General features: G+C 58.7%; 16 protein-coding genes. 7 read left to right on the plus strand and 9 right to left on the minus strand.

The window, feature by feature from the left end:
• Positions 1 to 100: 100 nt before the first annotated feature.
• Positions 101 to 1,630 carry a 2,3-bisphosphoglycerate-independent phosphoglycerate mutase gene (gene gpmI, locus AC1RQB_RS23355; protein WP_063341850.1) on the minus strand — a complete coding sequence of 510 codons (1,530 nt, stop codon included), beginning with the start codon at positions 1,628 to 1,630 and terminating at the stop codon, positions 101 to 103.
• 152 nt (positions 1,631 to 1,782) lie between these two features.
• On the opposite strand from gpmI, the gene AC1RQB_RS23360 reads away from it, so the two are divergent.
• From AC1RQB_RS23360 to secB, 3 genes are read left to right on the plus strand one after another with little or no spacing between them, the layout of a single operon-like run.
• Positions 1,783 to 2,196, plus strand: coding sequence for a rhodanese-like domain-containing protein (locus AC1RQB_RS23360; RefSeq protein ID WP_008005327.1), 414 nt, complete (start codon positions 1,783 to 1,785; stop codon positions 2,194 to 2,196).
• Between the two features lies 1 nt (position 2,197).
• A complete protein-coding gene (gene grxC / locus AC1RQB_RS23365) occupies positions 2,198 to 2,452 on the plus strand; it encodes a glutaredoxin 3 (protein ID WP_053153180.1) in 255 nt (84 codons plus the stop codon).
• 55 nt (positions 2,453 to 2,507) lie between these two features.
• Positions 2,508 to 2,993: a protein-export chaperone SecB gene (gene secB / locus AC1RQB_RS23370; protein WP_007897410.1), complete on the plus strand. Its 486-nt coding sequence runs from the start codon at positions 2,508 to 2,510 to the stop codon at positions 2,991 to 2,993.
• Between the two features lie 205 nt (positions 2,994 to 3,198).
• On the opposite strand, the gene AC1RQB_RS23375 is transcribed toward secB, so the two are convergent.
• Positions 3,199 to 3,654: a tRNA (cytidine(34)-2'-O)-methyltransferase gene (locus AC1RQB_RS23375; protein WP_008068783.1), complete on the minus strand. Its 456-nt coding sequence runs from the start codon at positions 3,652 to 3,654 to the stop codon at positions 3,199 to 3,201.
• Between AC1RQB_RS23375 and AC1RQB_RS23380 the strand changes: the two genes are divergently transcribed.
• Positions 3,653 to 4,093 (plus strand): hypothetical protein, encoded by a 441-nt coding sequence (locus AC1RQB_RS23380; RefSeq protein WP_081235249.1) that lies wholly within the window; start codon positions 3,653 to 3,655, stop codon positions 4,091 to 4,093. The two genes, AC1RQB_RS23375 and AC1RQB_RS23380, sit on opposite strands and share 2 nt — an antisense overlap.
• Before the next feature lie 630 nt (positions 4,094 to 4,723).
• Here AC1RQB_RS23380 and ntrC read toward each other — a convergent pair.
• The 6 genes from ntrC to glnA form a co-directional block, all read right to left on the minus strand.
• The gene (ntrC, locus tag AC1RQB_RS23385) at positions 4,724 to 6,160 is read right to left on the minus strand and encodes a nitrogen regulation protein NR(I) (RefSeq protein ID WP_007897405.1); all 1,437 of its coding nucleotides are present in this window, start codon (positions 6,158 to 6,160) and stop codon (positions 4,724 to 4,726) included.
• Positions 6,157 to 7,242 (minus strand): nitrogen regulation protein NR(II), encoded by a 1,086-nt coding sequence (gene glnL, locus AC1RQB_RS23390; protein ID WP_008068785.1) that lies wholly within the window; start codon positions 7,240 to 7,242, stop codon positions 6,157 to 6,159. The genes ntrC and glnL overlap by 4 nt, the downstream gene beginning before the upstream one ends.
• A 418-nt stretch (positions 7,243 to 7,660) precedes the next feature.
• Entirely contained in the window at positions 7,661 to 8,260 is a 600-nt protein-coding gene (locus AC1RQB_RS23395) for a DUF4124 domain-containing protein (protein ID WP_063341849.1), read from the minus strand.
• A complete protein-coding gene (locus tag AC1RQB_RS23400; RefSeq protein WP_063341848.1) occupies positions 8,257 to 8,772 on the minus strand; it encodes a DUF4124 domain-containing protein in 516 nt (171 codons plus the stop codon). The genes AC1RQB_RS23395 and AC1RQB_RS23400 overlap by 4 nt, the downstream gene beginning before the upstream one ends.
• A gap of 25 nt (positions 8,773 to 8,797) precedes the next feature.
• Positions 8,798 to 9,223 (minus strand): cupin domain-containing protein, encoded by a 426-nt coding sequence (locus tag AC1RQB_RS23405; RefSeq protein ID WP_404943038.1) that lies wholly within the window; start codon positions 9,221 to 9,223, stop codon positions 8,798 to 8,800.
• A gap of 176 nt (positions 9,224 to 9,399) precedes the next feature.
• Positions 9,400 to 10,806, minus strand: coding sequence for a glutamate--ammonia ligase (gene glnA / locus AC1RQB_RS23410; protein ID WP_007907861.1), 1,407 nt, complete (start codon positions 10,804 to 10,806; stop codon positions 9,400 to 9,402).
• A 330-nt stretch (positions 10,807 to 11,136) separates the two neighbouring features.
• Here glnA and thiI point away from each other — a divergent pair, with 330 nt between their 5' ends.
• A complete protein-coding gene (gene thiI, locus AC1RQB_RS23415; RefSeq protein ID WP_063341846.1) occupies positions 11,137 to 12,591 on the plus strand; it encodes a tRNA uracil 4-sulfurtransferase ThiI in 1,455 nt (484 codons plus the stop codon).
• Positions 12,592 to 12,730: 139 nt separating this feature from the next.
• Positions 12,731 to 14,551, plus strand: coding sequence for a translational GTPase TypA (typA, locus tag AC1RQB_RS23420; RefSeq protein WP_008068790.1), 1,821 nt, complete (start codon positions 12,731 to 12,733; stop codon positions 14,549 to 14,551).
• A 209-nt stretch (positions 14,552 to 14,760) separates the two neighbouring features.
• Here typA and AC1RQB_RS23425 read toward each other — a convergent pair whose 3' ends face one another.
• Entirely contained in the window at positions 14,761 to 15,198 is a 438-nt protein-coding gene (locus AC1RQB_RS23425) for a YkgJ family cysteine cluster protein (RefSeq protein WP_008005123.1), read from the minus strand.
• A 256-nt stretch (positions 15,199 to 15,454) separates the two neighbouring features.
• Between AC1RQB_RS23425 and AC1RQB_RS23430 the strand changes: the two genes are divergently transcribed.
• On the plus strand, positions 15,455 to 17,905 hold the full coding sequence (locus AC1RQB_RS23430; RefSeq protein WP_008068792.1) for a glycogen/starch/alpha-glucan phosphorylase: 2,451 nt from the start codon (positions 15,455 to 15,457) through the stop codon (positions 17,903 to 17,905).
• Positions 17,906 to 18,063 lie beyond the last annotated feature (158 nt).

The raw sequence follows: 18,063 nt of genomic DNA on the forward strand, positions 1-18,063 counted from the left end.
CCCCCCCCCCCCCCCCCCCCCCCCCCCCCCCCCCCCCCCCCCCCCCCCCCCCCCCCCCCCCCCGCTCCCACAGGGTTTTGGCGGTGTTTGATAGGGCGGATTACACCAGAATCGAAGTCCCGGTCATTTCCACAGGTTTTTCAAGCCCCATCAACATCAGCATGGTCGGCGCCACATCCGCCAGCACGCCGCCATCACGCACCTTGAAGTCACGCTTGCCGACATAGATGAACGGCACCGGCTCGGTGGTATGTGCAGTGTGCGCCTGGCCGGTGGTTTCGTCGGACATTTGCTCGACGTTGCCATGGTCGGCGGTAATCAGGGCTTCGCCGCCGACTTTCTCCAGCGCATCGACGATGCGGCCGACGCACAGGTCCAGGCACTCGACCGCTTTGACTGCCGCGTCGAATACACCGCTATGGCCGACCATGTCGCCGTTGGCGTAGTTGACCACGATCACGTCATAGCGCTGGTTTTCAATGGCATCGACGATGCGGTCGGTGACTTCCGGGGCGCTCATCTCGGGCTGCAAGTCATAGGTAGCAACTTTCGGCGACGGGATCAGGATGCGTTCTTCGCCCGGGAACGGCTCTTCGCGACCGCCAGAGAAGAAGAAAGTCACGTGGGCGTACTTCTCGGTTTCGGCGATACGCAGCTGCGTCTTGCCATTTTTCGCCAGGTAATCGCCCAGCACGTTGTCCAGGCTGCTCGCGGCGAAGGCCGATGGCGCGGGGATGCTGGCGGCGTATTGGGTCAGCATGACGAAACCGGCCAGTTTTGGCTGGCGAGCGCGATCGAATTCCTTGAAATCGTCTTCGACGAACACGCGGGTCAGCTCGCGAGCGCGGTCGGCGCGGAAGTTCATGAAGATCACGGCGTCGCCGTCTTCGACTTTTACCGGCTCACCGATGCTGGTGGCTTTGACGAATTCGTCGCTTTCGCCACGTTCGTAAGCGGCTTGCAGGCCTTCCTGTGCGGTGGCGGCGTTGAATTCGCTGGCGCCATCGACAATCAGGTTGTAGGCCTGGGACACGCGATCCCAACGGTTGTCGCGGTCCATGGCGTAGTAACGGCCAATGATGCTGGCGATCCGGCCTTTGCCGAGGGCTTCGAAGGTCGCATCCAGCAACTCGATCGACGACTGGGCGCTTTTCGGTGGCGTATCACGGCCATCAAGGAAGGCGTGCAGGTAGATTTTCTCGGCGCCGCGCTTGTAGGCCAGTTCAGCCATGGCGACCAGGTGATCCTGGTGGCTGTGAACGCCGCCATCGGACAGCAGGCCCATGAAGTGCACGGCTTTGCCGGCAGCAGCGGCTTTATCCACCGCGGCGCAGATGGTCGGGTTCTCGAAGAACTCGCCGTCGCGGATCGCTTTGGTCACGCGGGTGAAGTCCTGGTACACCACGCGGCCGGCGCCAAGGTTCATGTGGCCGACTTCGGAGTTGCCCATCTGGCCGTCCGGCAAGCCGACGTCCATGCCGCTGCCCGAGATCAGGCCGTTCGGTACGGTAGCCCACAGGCGGTCCAGTACGGGCTTCTTCGCCGCATAGATGGCGTTGGATTCAGGGCTCTCACTGTGACCGAAGCCGTCGAGAATAATCAGGACCAAAGGTTTAGGCGTGGTAGTCATGGATTCCACTCGTGGCTGAATTAAAAGAGGCGATGGAAAAGGGAGTAGGAGTTTAAAGCTAAGTTCCGACGCCGTCACCGCCGGACGGGGTTTGGCCCACCATAGTGGCTGTGTATACTGGCCGACATTTTAACGCCCTGGAACCTCCTTCGATGGTTGCTCACCTGATTGAATTTGCCACTAACCACTATTTGCTTGTCGGTATCTTCGTCGTACTGCTGGCGTTGCTGATCGCTTATCAGATGCAAGGCGGCGGCCGCAGCCTGAGCACCGGTGAACTGACCGGGCTGGTCAACAAGGATGCAGGCGTGGTAATCGACATTCGTCCGACCAAGGATTTCACCGCCGGTCACATTGTTGGCGCGTTGAACATTCCTCACGACAAACTGACCGCTCGCGTCGGCGAATTGGAAAAGCACAAGGCCAAGACCATTATCCTGGTCGACGCCATGGGCCAGACTGCCGGTACTCATGCCCGCGAACTGATGAAAGCCGGCTTCACCGCCGCCAAGCTGTCCGGCGGTATTTCCAGCTGGAAAGCCGACAATCTGCCGCTGGTGAAGTGATATGAACAACGTCGTCGTCTATTCCAGCGATTACTGCCCTTATTGCTCGCGAGCCAAGTACCTGCTCGAGAACAAAGGCGTAGCCTTCGAAGAGATCAAGGTCGATGGCAAGCCGCAGGTGCGTGCCGCGATGGCTCAGAAGGCCGGACGTACGTCCGTGCCACAGATCTGGATCGGCAGCACCCACGTTGGCGGCTGTGATGATTTGTTTGCCCTGGAGCGCGCCGGCAAGCTCGACGCCCTGCTCAAGGCCTGACTGCCTTACTTGAAATAGCCAACCCTATAAGACCCGAGATCAGAAAGGATCTGAGATGACTGACCAACAGAACACTGCAGCTAGCGAAGAAGAAACCGCACCGCAATTCTCCTTGCAGCGCATCTACGTACGCGACTTGTCCTTCGAAGCCCCGAAAAGCCCGGCGATCTTTCGCCAGCAGTGGGAACCGAGTGTCGGTCTGGATCTGAACACCCGTCAGAAGGCTCTGGAAGGCGACTTCCACGAAGTCGTGCTGACTCTGTCGGTCACCGTGAAAAACGGTGAGGAAGTGGCGTTCATCGCTGAAGTGCAACAGGCCGGGATCTTCCTGATCAAGAACCTGGACGATGCTTCGATGAGCCACACGCTCGGTGCGTTCTGCCCGAACATCCTGTTCCCGTACGCTCGCGAAACCCTGGACAGCCTCGTGACCCGCGGTTCGTTCCCGGCCCTGATGCTGGCCCCGGTGAACTTCGACGCGCTGTACGCACAAGAGCTGCAACGTATGCAGGCGGCTGGCGAGACTCCAACCGTTCAATAAGCGTTCGATGCAGTAATGAAAAAAGCGCCGTAACAGGCGCTTTTTTCATGGGCGGGAGATGATCGTTCCCACGCTCTGCGTGGGAATGCAGCCCGTGACGCTCCGCGTCACACTGGTGCCAGGCTCGACGCCTGTGGTGCTGCTGGAACGCGGAGCGTCCCTTGAGGCATTCCCACGCAGAGCGTGGGAACGATCAGTCGCGGGGTTATTTGAACCCCAGCTGACGCCAGCCTTCGTAAACGGCGACGGCCACGGTGTTGGACAGGTTCAGGCTGCGACAGCCTTCGCGCATCGGCAGGCGCAAGCGTTGTTCGCTGGGCAGGGCATCGAGCACTTCGGCCGGCAAGCCGCGGCTTTCCGGGCCGAACAGGAAGGCATCGCCCTCGGCGAAGCTGGCGTCGTGAAATGGCCGCGAGCCCTTGGTGGTAAAGGCGAACAGCCGGGGATGGCCGAGGCTTTCCAGACAGCTGGCGAGGTCTGCGTGGCGTTGCAGGGTGGCATACTCATGGTAATCGAGGCCGGCCCGGCGCAGACGCTTGTCGTCCATCTCGAAGCCCAGCGGTTCGATCAAATGCAGGTGGCAGCCACTGTTGGCGCACAGCCTGATAACGTTGCCGGTATTCGGCGGAATTTCTGGTTGGAAAAGGATGACGTGAAACATGCACGGCTCCGAAGGTAAAGATGACGGGCATTCTACGCCGCCAAAGGATCCTCGTTCGAAACTATTCCCTCGGGTGATGGCTTCGTTGGCGATTGTCGGGGTGATGGTGGGCCTGATGATCGGTCGCCTGACCGCGCCCGACCCCAGCGTTTTGCAGCAGGTCGAGGTGACGAACGATGGACTGGTGGTGTGGTTCAACAACGAACCCAAAACCCACGGCGAGCTGGTCGACGGCAGCGTGGCGCTGTTATTTGAGGCTGAAGGCCGTGCACAGAAAGGTCAGCTCAAGCTCAACGGCAAGGACGTGAACTGGCGAACGCGTTTGAGTGATGGGGGACTGTTGCTGACGGTGGTGGCGGCCCGGCCGCTGCAGGGCGAGTGGGCCGGTAGCGAGGTCGATGACCGCTGGCGGCTGGAGATCCATCTCCGAGAGCAATAAAAGAGGGAATCCCCGGCCTGCCTGTACCAAGGTTCCCAAAACGGGAGAGCCCGCGCATTGCAGCGTGAGCCCGGTGTAAAGAGGGAATCCCCGGCCTGCCTGTACCAAGGTTCCCAAAACGGGAGGGCTCGCGCATTGCAGCGTGAGCCCGGTGTAAAGAGGGAATCCCCGGCCTGCCTGTACCAAGGACCCCAAAACGGGATGGGCTCGTCGCAATTGCGGTATGAGCCCGGTGTAAAGAGGGGAATCCCCGGCCTGCCTGTACCAAGGTCCCCGAAACTGGGTAGTGAATCGAATCACTGATTGGACTATTGCAGGGGGCGTGCCAGTTTTTAACAAGTTGCAACAGAAAGCCGCCCAGCAGCGCTGAAAGCCCCGTAATTCGGGGCTTCTGTGTTTCTGCGATCGGGTTTTTCTTGCAAGTGAAGGCGGGGTTTCTGATTGGTTGTCGTGCGCGATTGCAGGTCACGGTGCATTCGGGCGGTGCATGTTGGCCCTAAAAGCATCGCGGGCAAGCCCGCTCCCACAAGGTTCAATGGTGTTCACGCGATAGTGAAACCACTGAAAATTCCTGTGGGAGCGGGCTTGCCCGCGATGGGATCTGGAGCTCAGTGAGGAACTGGCGGCTATTTAGCCCTCATCCCCCTCATCATCATCCCCACCATCAACCTTCATCCCCAATTCCTTGATCTTGCGCGTCAAGGTATTGCGGCCCCAGCCCAGCAACACGGCAGCGTCGCGGCGGCGGCCGGCGGTGTGTTTGAGGGCGGTTTCGATCATGATCCGCTCGAAGGCTGGCACGGCACTGTCCAGAAGACTCGACTGACCGCGAGCCAACGCCTGATCAGCCCACTGACGCAGTGCTTGCTCCCAATTGGTCACCGGCGCTGAGTCCTGCGGCAGGCTCAGCAGCTCTGGCGGCAGATCGCTGATGTGCACTTCGCGACCCGAAGCCATTACCGTGATCCAGCGACAGGTGTTCTCCAGCTGACGCACGTTGCCCGGCCACGGCAGGTTCTTCAGGTATTCCTCGGTTTCGCTTTTCAGCAACTTCGGTTCCACCGCCAGTTCTTGCGCGGCGCGGCTGAGGAAGTGCTTGGCCAGGGTCGGGATGTCTTCGCGACGGTCCGACAGCCGTGGAATGTGGATGCGGATCACGTTGAGGCGGTGGAACAAGTCCTCACGAAATTTTCCGGCATGCACCAGGGTTTCCAGATTCTGGTGAGTCGCGGCGATGATTCGCACATCGACCTTCACCGGCACATGACCGCCGACACGGTAGAACTCGCCGTCCGCCAATACCCGCAGCAAGCGCGTCTGAGTGTCCGCCGGCATGTCGCCGATTTCATCGAGGAACAGTGTGCCGCCGTCAGCCTGTTCAAAACGCCCGCGACGCAAGTTGGCCGCGCCGGTAAAGGCGCCTTTTTCATGGCCGAACAGCTCGGACTCCATCAGATCCTTGGGGATCGCCGCCATGTTCAGCGCAATGAACGGCGAGGCCGCCCGTGGGCTGTGACGGTGCAGGGCGTGGGCCACCAGTTCTTTACCGGTACCGGATTCGCCGTTGATCAGCACGGTGATGTTGGAGTGGCTCAAGCGCCCAATGGCGCGAAACACTTCCTGCATCGCCGGCGCTTCGCCGATGATTTCTGGCGTACGGGTCAGGGCGACCGGGACTTCCAGGCCTTGCTGTTCCTGAGCGTGCTGGTTGGCGCGCTTGACCAGTGACACCGCTTCGTCGACATCGAATGGCTTGGGCAGATACTCGAAAGCGCCACCCTGATAGGACGCGACAGCGCTGTCCAGGTCGGAGTGCGCGGTCATGATGATGACCGGCAGTCGTGGGTGCTGTTCGCGAATCCGTGCCAGAAGGTCCAGGCCGCTGGCACCCGGCATGCGGATGTCGGAGATGATCACGTCCGGCTGCTGGCGCGCCAGGCGGCTCATCACGCCGTCGGCGCTGTCGAAGCTTTGCGTGGTCATGCCTTCCTGCTGCAAGGCTTTTTCCAGGACCCAACGGATAGAACGGTCGTCATCGACGATCCACACGGTTTCACTACGGCTCATGTCGATGTGGCTCCTTGTTCCAGTGGCAGAAAGATCGAGAACGTGGTGTGGCCTGGATGGCTTTCACATTCGATCAGGCCCTGGTGCTGGCTGATGATGTTCTGGGTAATGGCCAGGCCCAGCCCGGTACCGTCCGGACGGCCGCTGACCATGGGAAAGAAGATGGTTTCCTGCAGCTCGGCGGGGATCCCCGGGCCGTTGTCGATGATTTCGATCTTGGTCACCAGGCGGTGGCGCACGTGGCCGATGGTGAACTGGCGCATGGCGCGGGTACGCAAGCTGATGCGGCCGAGGCGCAGCTCGTTCTGGCTGCTGATGGCCTGCATCGCGTTGCGCACGATGTTCAGGACGGCCTGAATCATCTGTTCGCGATCAATCAACACATCCGGAATGCTTGGGTCGTAGTCGCGCACCAAAGTGATGCAGCCCTGACTCTCTGCCTCCACCAACTGACCTACGCGTTCCAGCACTTCATGGACATTGCACATGGCCAGTGACGGCAATTTGTTGGAGCCGAGCATGCGATCCACCAGATTGCGCAGGCGATCGGCTTCTTCAATGATGACGTTGGTGTAGTCGCGCAGGCTTTCTTCCGGCAATTCACGGGCGAGCAACTGAGCCGCGCCACGAATCCCGCCGAGCGGATTTTTGATTTCATGGGCGAGGCCGCGTACCAGCATCTTGCTGGTTTCCTGCTTCGACAGCTGCGCCTCTTCCTTGGTGATCCGCAACAAGCGGTCACGCGGGTGAACCTCCAGCAACAGCAGCGTATTGCCATTGCTCAGGATCGGTGTCACGGCGTAGTCGACGGTCAGGGTCTGGCCGGTGAGGGCGGTGAGCATCGCTTCGCGCTTGGTGAACGGGTGCGCCTGCTGGACTGCCTGGCGCAGGGAGTTCAGCGCCTCAGTGGATTCGGTGAACAACTCGCTGATGAACTGCCCATGGCTACGCTGGCCGCTGATGGCCAGCAGCATCTCCGCCGCCGGGTTCATGTACTCAAGGCGCAGTTCGGCGTCGAGCAGAATGGTTGCGGTGGTCAGGTTGTCGAGTAGCAAGCGGTGTAGTGCGTCGCTAATGGTCATCAGGACCTCTTTTGGAGCGGAGCGCGCGCAAGAAACAAGCGCCGATACGAGGAAAATGCAAAAACCAAACCAAGGCTCCGAAAAGAAGCGTTTAGAGCCTGAAACAGGCGTTTGACGCTCATTTGCGTGGCGTTCTGCCAGCTTTTGCGAGTACTTTCGAACCAAAATGGGTTGGGGTGTGAGTACTGTGCACTCTATTGCACCAATATAGTGCGCAAACCTGAACGAAGTAAAAGAAGCAGAAGAGCCCGGGCCAAGTACAGAACTGTGGCGAACAACTTTGAGCGACGAGAATCCTGTGGGAACGTGGCTTGCCCGCGAAGAATGCACCGCGGTTTTTCAGGTATTACGCGTCATCGTTCTTCGCGGGCAAGCCACGCTCCCACAGGTTCTACGTCTTAACGGACCGGCGTTAGCGCTAAAAGAAGCTCTTTTCTTCTTCGGGTTTGTCTTTGAGGGGGCATTCCGGCCGTTGGCCGTAGTCGGTAAGGACGCAGGGTTTGACCTGACGTTTCTGCGCGAGGGAAATGCGCTGCATGTGGAAGGGTTGATTGGCCGTGCGTTCGACGGTACGGCCCTGTTCGTCGAGGATTTCCACTGACAGGTTGTGGCTGCCGCGGTCGATGTTGCTCAGGGCGAACACCGGGCTCGGGCCGGGCTCGGCGGTGGGTTGGCCATCCAGCAGCAGACGATAGCGATGGCCCTGTTGCAAGCCGGGTTCGCTGGTAACGCTGACGATCAATTCCCCGGCAGTGCTACGGATCGTGGCATCCGGGTCCGGCACCAGCACACGAAGCATGTCGTAATGAAACAGTGGTTTGGCTTTCGTGGCCGTCACTGGCGCGGCGCCGCTCGGGTTGGCCGACATTCGATTGCTGGTCGCCAGTGGCACACGCTTGGCATTACGGGTGCCCGGCTGATCGGTGAAAACCCGATTGCCCTGGGCGTCGATGTAGGTAAAAACCTCGGCCGTTGCCGGCAGGCTGATCAGGCAGGCGACCAACAGCCAGAGCTTCAAGGTCTATGCACCCGTTGTACGGTGAAGGTCACGGTGGGGCTCTGCTGCACCACGTTTTGCCCATCGATCACCTGAACCGCGAGGCGGTGTTCGCCACGGTCGATGTTCACCAGTTGCAGAATCGGCACGTTGCTCGGTTGGCCGTAGGGTTGATCGTCCAGTAACAGCCTTAACCGATGAGCGCCTTGCAGGCGCGGCTGGATCAATACGCTGACCGTGAACGTGCCGTTGTTGGCGCGCAGGGCTTCTTCGGTGGGCAGACCGGTCAGCTCCAGCACCTGATAGGCGCTGCCGGGCTGTTCGCGGCTATTGGATTGCGCAGGCGCTACAGGCTCGCCCGGAGGTTGACGCACGACGCTGTTGAGCGGTGGCAGCTCCACGGGCTGAGCCTTTACGCCATCGGGCGGTTGATTGCTGTAGGCGGTGTTGCCGGCGGCATCGATGTATTTGTAGATTTGGGCCATCGCGGGAGAAATGCAGGGCAGCAGTAGAAGTAATAACAGTGGCCGCATTCAGATTCCCCGTGTCGAGCAAAGACTACTCCGCCAATGGAATACCCTTGCTCCCAGCATAGAACACAATAAGTTTTACCGGTGTATCGCCGGTCACTCCACGATGAGTGATATTGACCATTTCAGCCAGCGCTTCGCCCTGTTTGATACGCCGGGTCTGGCCGCTGTTCCGGTCTTCGACTGTTAGCTCGCCTGAGAGGATATAAGCTGCGTTGGGAATCGGATGGGTGTGCCAGGAGAGTTTGCTGTTGGCAGGGATCGTGAGTTTGAGCACTGTCAGCTCAGGCGCGGCATCCGGGTAGCGAATGTAAGGTGTGCTATCCCACGACTTGCTGCTTTGAAGCAGGATTTCCCGTTCGATTTCTGTCGATGGGGGAGTTGTGGTGCAGCCTGAAAGGACGAGGGCGGTGAGAGCGGTCAGTAGAATCTTGAGTGTGAAAGTTGTCATCATTCCATCCGTTGATTGCAGGTAGTGGACAGGCTACGAGCCATTCAAGTGGGTTGATGCCGGACGACGCTGTGTATGCCCGAGGAAAAGTCGAATTTCATTGTCGGAAGTTGCCCATAAAAAAGGCCTCCCGAAGGAGGCCTCTCTTTTGTCACGCCGCGTAGCGCGGCGCTACCGGATCAGCAGCTGTAGTACAGCTCATATTCCAGTGGGTGTACGAAGGTACGAACCTTGATTTCTTCTTCGCTTTTCAGAGCGATGTAAGCGTCGATGAAGTCGTCGCTGAAAACGCCGCCTTTGGTCAGGAACGCACGACCTTTGTCCAGCTCTTCCAGGGCTTCTTTCAGGCTGCCGCAAACTTGTGGGATCTCTTTCGCCTCTTCAGGCGGCAGGTCGTACAGGTTTTTGTCAGCTGCGTCGCCAGGGTGGATCTTGTTCTGGATGCCGTCCAGGCCAGCCATCAACAGTGCAGCGAAGCCCAGGTACGGGTTAGCTGCCGGATCCGGGAAGCGAGCTTCGATACGGCGAGCGCGAGGGCTGGACACGTAAGGAATACGGATCGAAGCCGAACGGTTACGAGCCGAGTAAGCCAGCATCACTGGCGCTTCGAAACCTGGGACCAGACGCTTGTAGGAGTTGGTCGACGGGTTGGTGAAGCCGTTCAGAGCCTTACCGTGCTTGATGATGCCGCCGATGAAGTACAGAGCGGTATCGGACAGGCCGGCATAGCCTTCGCCAGCGAAGGTGTTCTTGCCATCTTTGGCGATGGACAGGTGAACGTGCATACCCGAACCGTTGTCGCCGTACAGAGGCTTAGGCATGAAGGTCGCGGTGCGGCCGTATGCATCAGCAACGTTGTGTACGCAGTACTTCAGGGTTTGAACTTCGTCAGCCTTGGCAACCAGGGTGTTGAACTTCACGCCGATTTCGTTCTGGCCGGCAGTCGCCACTTCGTGGTGGTGAACTTCGATGACCAGGCCCATTTCTTCCATGGCGTTGCACATGGAGGTACGGATTTCGTGGTCGTGGTCGAACGGCGGAACAGGGAAGTAGCCGCCTTTGACGCCTGGACGGTGGCCTTTGTTGCCGCCTTCCACGTCCTGATCGGACATCCACGAACCTTGTTCGGAGAAGATTTTGAACATCGAACCGGAGATGTCGGACTTGAACTTCACTTCGTCGAAGATGAAGAACTCAGGCTCTGGACCAACGAATACGGTGTCACCGATACCGGTCGACTTCAGGTATTCCTCGGCACGCTTGGCGATCGCACGTGGGTCACGGTCGTAGCCTTGCATGGTCGAAGGCTCGATCACGTCGCAAACCAGAATCAGGGTCGGCTCTTCGGTGAACGGGTCGAGAACGGCAGTGCTGTCGTCCGGCATCAGGATCATGTCGGAGGCTTCGATGCCTTTCCAGCCAGCGATGGAGGAACCGTCGAACATTTTGCCTTCTTCGAAGAAAGCTTCATCCAGCCCATCGCGAGCCGGCATGGTCACGTGGTGCTGAGTGCCTTTGGTGTCCGTGAAGCGCAGATCAATCCACTTGACGTCATGATCTTTGATGAGTTGAACCGACTTCGACATAGTGTCCTCCGGGTGGCTTCGGGCTTAGTAGTGGATGCCCTTAGAATGTGGGTGATGCCGGCGCGAATACTCTGCCAAGGCAACCTGCCTCACAAGGGAGCAAATTGCATGCCAGTGCCCCACCATGGGTTTTTTGCCCCAATATCACGCTTATAAAGGTGCAAAGCCTCGAAAAGCGCCAAACCTCGCCCTGTAATGTAGCGTCGAAATCAATAAATGACCTGTTTTGGTGCGCGCAAAACCTTCTGCACATTAACTGGTTAAACCTTGAGCAATTTCCGCTATAATCCGCGCCCCCCTTTTTCGGCTGGCCCAGCGCGCGCTGTTTTCATGAAACTAATCGTAAAAGTCTTCCCCGAGATCACCATCAAGAGCCGCCCGGTACGGATGCGTTTCATCCGCCAGTTGGCTAAAAACATCCGTACCGTGCTCCGCGACCTGGACCCGGCTGTGGTGGTGAACGGTGTGTGGGACAATCTCGAGCTGGAAACCCGCGTCAGCGAGCCGAAAGCCCTGAAGGAGATGACCGAGCGCCTGAGCTGCATGCCGGGCATCGCGCATTTCCTGCAGGTCGATGAATACCCGTTGGGCGACTTCGACGACATCGTCGCCAAGTGCAAGCAGCATTTCGGTGACGCCCTGGCCGGGAAGATCTTTTCGGTGCGCTGCAAGCGTGCCGGCAAGCACGAATTCAGCTCCATGGACGTCGAGAAATACGTCGGCAGCCAACTGCGTCGTCAGTGCGGCGCCGCCGGAATCTCGCTCAAAGAGCCTGAAATCGAAGTTCGCATCGAAATTCGCGACAAACGGTTGTTCGTGATCCACAGCCAGCACAACAGCATCGGCGGTTATCCGCTGGGTGCCCTGGAGCAGACGCTTGTACTGATGTCCGGTGGCTTCGATTCCACCGTCGCCGCCTACCAGATCATGCGCCGCGGGCTGATGGCCCACTTCTGCTTCTTCAATCTGGGCGGACGAGCCCATGAATTGGGCGTCATGGAAGTCGCGCACTTCATCTGGAAGAAGTACGGCAGCTCCCAACGCGTGTTATTTGTCAGTGTGCCGTTCGAGGAAGTACTGGGAGAAATTCTCGGGAAAGTCGATAACAGTCATATGGGTGTAGTTTTGAAGCGTATGATGTTGCGCGCTGCTTCCCGTATTGCCGATCGGCTGGAGATCGAAGCGCTGGTCACCGGCGAAGCGATTTCCCAGGTGTCGAGCCAGACGTTGCCGAACCTGTCCGTGATCGACTGCGTGACCGACAAGCTGGTCTTGCGCCCGCTGATCGCCAGTCACAAGCAGGACATCATCGACCTGGCCAACGAAATCGGTACTGCCGATTTCGCCAAGCACATGCCGGAATACTGCGGGGTCATCTCGGTGAACCCAAAGACCCACGCCAAGCGTCCACGCGTGGAGCATGAAGAGAAAGAATTCGACATGGCGGTACTCGAGCGTGCGCTCGAGAACGCCAAACTGGTGCCGATCGATCGCGTAATCGACGAATTGGGCCAGGATTTGCAGATCGAAGAAGTCAGCGAAGCACTGGCGGGCCAGATCATCATCGATATCCGTCACCCGGATGCCGCTGAAGACGAGCCGCTGGAACTCGCTGGCATTGAGGTACAAGCGATGCCGTTTTATGCACTGAACGCTCGTTTCAAGGAACTGGACCCTACTCGCCAGTACCTGCTGTATTGCGACAAAGGCGTGATGAGTCGCCTGCATGCCCACCATTTGCTCAGTGAGGGGCATGCCAATGTGCGCGTTTATCGACCGAGCTAAGTGCCCGGGGCTGTTTGCCTGTGGCCTGCGTCACCGGCCCCCCGACGCCGCCGTCAAGCTGTAACGGCTTTGCCGGACTCTACTGTAAATCGCTGCCAAGACTTGTCAGCACACCGAATCCTCTGATCGAGATACACAAGTGATCGAAAATCTACGCAACATCGCCATCATTGCTCACGTTGACCATGGTAAAACCACCCTGGTAGACAAACTCTTGCGTCAATCCGGCACCCTGGAGCGCAACGAGCTCAACGACGAGCGCGTGATGGACTCCAACGACCAGGAAAAAGAGCGCGGTATTACCATTCTGGCGAAAAACACCGCCATCAACTGGAACGGCTACCACATCAACATCGTGGACACCCCGGGCCACGCCGACTTCGGCGGCGAAGTTGAACGCGTAATGTCGATGGTTGACTCCGTTCTGCTGCTGGTTGACGCTCAAGACGGCCCTATGCCGCAAACCCGTTTCGTGACCAAGAAGGCTTTCGAAGCCGGCCTGCGTCCAATCGTGGTGATCAACAAGGTTGACCGTCCAGGCGCGCGTCCGGACTGGGTTCTGGACCAGATCTTCGACCTGTTCGACAACCTCGGTGCTACCGAAGAACAGCTGGACTTCAAAGTCGTCTACGCCTCGGCCCTGAACGGCATTGCCGGTCTGGAACACACCGACATGGCTGAAGACATGACTCCGCTGTACCAGTCGATCGTCGACAACGTACCTGCGCCGAAAGTCGACCGTGACGGTCCGTTCCAGATGCAAATCTCCGCTCTGGACTACAACAGCTTCCTGGGTGTTATCGGCGTTGGCCGTATCGCTCGTGGTCGCGTCAAGCCGAACACCCCGGTTGTCGCTATCGGTGCCGACGGCAAGAAGCGTAACGGTCGTATCCTGAAGCTGATGGGTCACCACGGTCTGCACCGTGTAGACGTTGAAGAAGCTGCTGCAGGCGACATCGTGTGCATCAGCGGTATGGACTCGCTGTTCATCTCCGACACCCTGTGCCACCCGGACACCGTTGAAGCGATGAAGCCGTTGACTGTCGACGAGCCAACCGTTTCCATGACCTTCCAGGTAAACGACTCGCCTTTCTGCGGTAAAGAAGGCAAGTTCGTGACTTCCCGTAACATCAAGGAACGTCTGGACAAAGAGCTGCTGTACAACGTTGCACTGCGCGTTGAAGAAGGCGACTCGGCTGACAAGTTCAAGGTTTCCGGCCGTGGCGAACTGCACCTCTCGGTACTGATCGAAACCATGCGTCGCGAAGGCTTCGAAATGGCTGTAGGCCGTCCGGAAGTGATCATCCGTCTGGTTGACGGCGTGAAGCACGAACCGTTCGAAAACGTCACCATCGACCTGCCGGAAGAATCCCAGGGCAAGGTGATGGAAGAGATGGGCCTGCGTAAAGGCGACCTGACCAACATGGTGCCGGATGGCAAGGGCCGTGTACGTCTGGAATACAACATCCCTGCTCGTGGTCTGATCGGTTTCCGTAACCAGTTCCTGACCCTGACCAACGGTGCTGGCATCCTGACCTCGATCTTCGACCGTTACGACGTGATGAAGTCCGGCGACATGTCCGGCCGTCAGAACGGCGTTCTGGTTTCGGTTGAAACCGGCAAGGCACTGACCTACTCCCTGGAAACCCTGCAGGCGCGTGGCAAGCTGTTCGTAGAACACGGTCAGGAAATCTACAACGGTCAGATCGTTGGTCTGAACAGCCGTGACAACGACCTGGGCGTTAACCCTACCAAGGGCAAGAAGCTCGACAACATGCGTGCTTCGGGTAAAGACGAAACCATCGCTCTGGTTCCACCTGTTCGCTTCACCCTGGAACAGGCTCTGGAATTCATCCAGGACGACGAGCTGTGCGAAGTGACTCCTAAGTCCATTCGTCTTCGCAAGAAGATTCTGGACGAAAGCGAGCGTACCCGCGCTGCCAAGAAAGCCAAGGCGTAATTAGCCCCGGCTGAACGAAAACGCCCCCGGTCGAAAGGCCGGGGGCGTTTTTGTTTGTCTGGGGTTTGTGTAGCGCTTATTCGGGCCTCTTCGCGGGCAAGCCTCGCTCCTACACAGGCCGCGTCGTTTCATGAGCGTCGGGAACGACCCGGACCTGTAGGGGCGAGGCTTGCCCGCGAAAGCCATCTGTCAGACAGCGAAGATCGGAATCAGAACTTGTCCAGCGTCCGCGGATTGTTCTCGCGCACCACTTCTTTTGGCTTGTACGCGCAATACCCCGGCCGCGGTCCGATCTTCGGGTGATTGCGGCAGGTATCCGGGCGCTTATCATAAATAGTGCACAAACGGCTCTTGCGATCCAGGTACAGGCAATCGTTGTTGCTCATGCGCTGAAGGGTGAAGATCTCGGACTTCTGGTTATAGCGCTCGACGATACCTTCCTTCTGCAAACGCTTGGCGATGTTCTTCGGCGGATCGCCACGCTCGAATTCGTCGACGATACCGATACGGATCAGATCCTTGATCTTGACCTCGACCGGCAAGGTGCAGCAGCTGGACACGCAGGAACCGCACATTGGGGCAGAGTATTTTGCCCAGGTATCGAGGCGATCGATCTCCGCGGCGGCGATCAGGTTGGGCTTCATCATCGGTTGTTACCAGCGTGTGCATCAGGGCGCGCGATCATACCGGGACTGGTGGATTTTTGAACAACCTTTCGCCAGATTTTTTCGCTTGGCGCAAAATAATCCCTGTGTCCGGCACGGCCCCTGCATTGTTTCTGGCACGCGACAACGTAATGTCGACCTATCTCGCACTAACAGGAAAAACTGCCGAACCAGAGTCTCAATGGTCTGTCAGACCGACTAGGCTCAGACAACTTCACGCTCGCTCGAGGTCTTATCGATGACTCAAGAACCACTTGTTCGCGAAGCAGAGGTGGCCGCATTCCGCGACGCCGTCTTGACCAAGCTTACCTACGCGGTGGGCAAAGACCCTGATCACGCCTTCGACCACGACTGGTTCGAAGCCATCGCCCTGGCGGCGCGCGATCACATGGTCGAGCACTGGATGGACCACACCCGGCAGATCTACCGCAAAGGCCAGAAACGGGTCTATTACCTCTCCCTTGAATTCCTGATCGGCCGCTTGCTCTATGACAGCCTGAGCAATCTCGGCCTGCTCGATGTGGCCCGCGAGGCCATGACCGAACTTGGCGTCGACATCGAACGCATCCGTCTGCTGGAGCCCGATGCGGCACTGGGCAATGGAGGCCTCGGGCGTCTGGCGGCGTGCTTCATGGAAAGCATGTCGACCCTGGGCATCGCCGGCCATGGTTATGGCATTCGTTACGAACACGGTTTGTTCCGTCAGGCCATCGTCGACGGCTGGCAGCAGGAGCAGACCGAACACTGGCTGGATTTCGGCAACCCGTGGGAGTTCGAACGGCCGGAAGTCGCCTACCCGATCGGCTTCGGCGGCAGTGTCGAAACCGTGACCGATGAGAACGGCAAATCCAGGCAAGTCTGGTCCCCGGCGGAAACCGTGCGGGCCATTGCCTATGACACCCCGGTGGTCGGTTGGCGCGGCGCGAGTGTCAACACGCTACGACTGTGGCGTGCCCGGGCCATGGAAGAGTTGCACCTGGAACGCTTCAATGCGGGCGACCACCTGGGCGCGGTAGCAGAAGTGGCCCGGGCTGAAAGTATCTCCCGCGTGCTCTACCCGGCGGACAGCACCGAGGCCGGCCAGGAGCTGCGTCTGCGTCAGGAATACTTCTTCGTCGCCGCGTCCCTGCAGGATTTGCTGCGCCGCCATCGCAACATGCACACCTCGGTGCTGACCCTGGGTGATCACGCGGCCATTCAACTCAACGACACTCACCCCTCGATTGCCGTGGCCGAGTTGATGCGTCAGTTGGTCGACGTTTATGACGTGGCGTGGGATGCGGCGTGGCAGGTCACCGTCGACACGCTGTCGTACACCAACCACACGTTGTTGCCGGAAGCGCTGGAAACCTGGCCGGTCGGTTTGATGGAACGGATGCTGCCACGGCACATGCAGATCATTTACTTGATCAACGCCCAGCACATCGACTCATTGCGGGCCAAGGGCGTTCACGATTTCGACGTATTGCGTGCGGTGTCGCTGATCGAGGAGGACAACGGTCGTCGCGTGCGCATGGGTAACCTGGCATTCCTTGGTTCTCACAGTGTCAACGGCGTGTCCGGCCTGCACACGCAGCTGATGCGCAGCACAGTGTTTTCCGAGTTGCATAAACTCTATCCGGAGCGGATCAACAACAAGACCAACGGCATTACCTTCCGCCGCTGGCTCTACCAGGCGAACCCCGAGCTGACTTCGATGATGGTCGACGCCCTCGGTCCGGATCTGCTGGATAACCCCGAAGAAAGCCTGATAGGGCTGGAACCGTTTGCCGAGAAGACTGCATTCCGCAAACAGTTCGCCGAACAGCGGCTGCACAGTAAGAAAGCCCTGGCGTACCTGATTCATGAACGGCTGGGGGTTGCGATCAACCCGGCGGCGATGTTCGACGTGCAGGTCAAGCGGATCCACGAATACAAACGTCAGTTGCTCAACCTGCTGCACACCGTTGCGCTGTATCAGGCGATTCGTGCCGAACCGGAAATAGACTGGGTGCCGCGGGTGAAAATCTTCGCCGGCAAGGCGGCGGCCAGTTATCACCAGGCCAAATTGATCATCAAACTGACCAACGACATTGCCCGGGTGGTCAACAACGACCCGACCGTGCGTGGTTTGCTCAAAGTGGTGTTCTTGCCCAACTACAACGTCAGCCTGGCCGAAAGCATCATTCCAGCGGCGGATTTGTCGGAACAGATTTCCACCGCAGGCTTCGAAGCCTCGGGCACCAGCAACATGAAGTTCGGCCTCAACGGCGCGCTGACCATCGGCACCCTGGACGGGGCCAACGTGGAGATGAGCGAGCGCATTGGTGTCGAACACATGTTCATCTTCGGCCTCAGCGCCGAGCAAGTGGAAGCGCGCAAGCTCAACCATGAGTTCAACGCGGCACCGGACATTGCTGCCTCCCATCGACTCAACGATGTGTTGCAAGCGATTCGCGGAGGGGTGTTCTCGCCAGACGATCCGTCCCGCTACACCACACTGATTGATTCGCTGGTGGACTATGACCGCTTCCTGGTCTGCGCCGATTTCGATTCTTACTGGAACGCTCAGATGCGGGTCGAGGCTCATTGGCACGACTCCAAAGAATGGTGGCGCTCGGCGGTATTGAGCAGCGCGCGGATGGGTTGGTTCTCGTCCGACCGGACCATTCGCGAGTACGCCACGGATATCTGGAAGGCACTGGAGTAACTTTCTGCAACAAATGTGCGCAAGGCCCAACGTCCGTTGGGCCTGATCGATATACTAAGCACCAACTTGACCCTTGTGGGAGCGGGCTTGCTCGCGAAAGTGGACCGACATTCAACATCGATGTCGAATGTCAGGCCCTCTTCGCGAGCAAGCCCGCT

It is taken from the genome of Pseudomonas sp. GW822-FHT02E03 (genome assembly GCF_058802325.1).

Coding starts and splice junctions, on each gene's coding strand:
- AC1RQB_RS23405 (WP_404943038.1), bottom strand. CDS start 9,223: ATGATGACAACTTTCACACTCAAGATTCTACTGACCGCTCTCACCGCC.
- AC1RQB_RS23360 (WP_008005327.1), top strand. CDS start 1,783: ATGGTTGCTCACCTGATTGAATTTGCCACTAACCACTATTTGCTTGTC.
- AC1RQB_RS23425 (WP_008005123.1), bottom strand. CDS start 15,198: ATGATGAAGCCCAACCTGATCGCCGCCGCGGAGATCGATCGCCTCGAT.
- AC1RQB_RS23380 (WP_081235249.1), top strand. CDS start 3,653: ATGCACGGCTCCGAAGGTAAAGATGACGGGCATTCTACGCCGCCAAAG.
- grxC (WP_053153180.1), top strand. CDS start 2,198: ATGAACAACGTCGTCGTCTATTCCAGCGATTACTGCCCTTATTGCTCG.
- glnA (WP_007907861.1), bottom strand. CDS start 10,806: ATGTCGAAGTCGGTTCAACTCATCAAAGATCATGACGTCAAGTGGATT.
- glnL (WP_008068785.1), bottom strand. CDS start 7,242: ATGACCATTAGCGACGCACTACACCGCTTGCTACTCGACAACCTGACC.
- AC1RQB_RS23400 (WP_063341848.1), bottom strand. CDS start 8,772: ATGCGGCCACTGTTATTACTTCTACTGCTGCCCTGCATTTCTCCCGCG.
- secB (WP_007897410.1), top strand. CDS start 2,508: ATGACTGACCAACAGAACACTGCAGCTAGCGAAGAAGAAACCGCACCG.
- gpmI (WP_063341850.1), bottom strand. CDS start 1,630: ATGACTACCACGCCTAAACCTTTGGTCCTGATTATTCTCGACGGCTTC.
- AC1RQB_RS23430 (WP_008068792.1), top strand. CDS start 15,455: ATGACTCAAGAACCACTTGTTCGCGAAGCAGAGGTGGCCGCATTCCGC.
- AC1RQB_RS23375 (WP_008068783.1), bottom strand. CDS start 3,654: ATGTTTCACGTCATCCTTTTCCAACCAGAAATTCCGCCGAATACCGGC.
- ntrC (WP_007897405.1), bottom strand. CDS start 6,160: ATGAGCCGTAGTGAAACCGTGTGGATCGTCGATGACGACCGTTCTATC.
- thiI (WP_063341846.1), top strand. CDS start 11,137: ATGAAACTAATCGTAAAAGTCTTCCCCGAGATCACCATCAAGAGCCGC.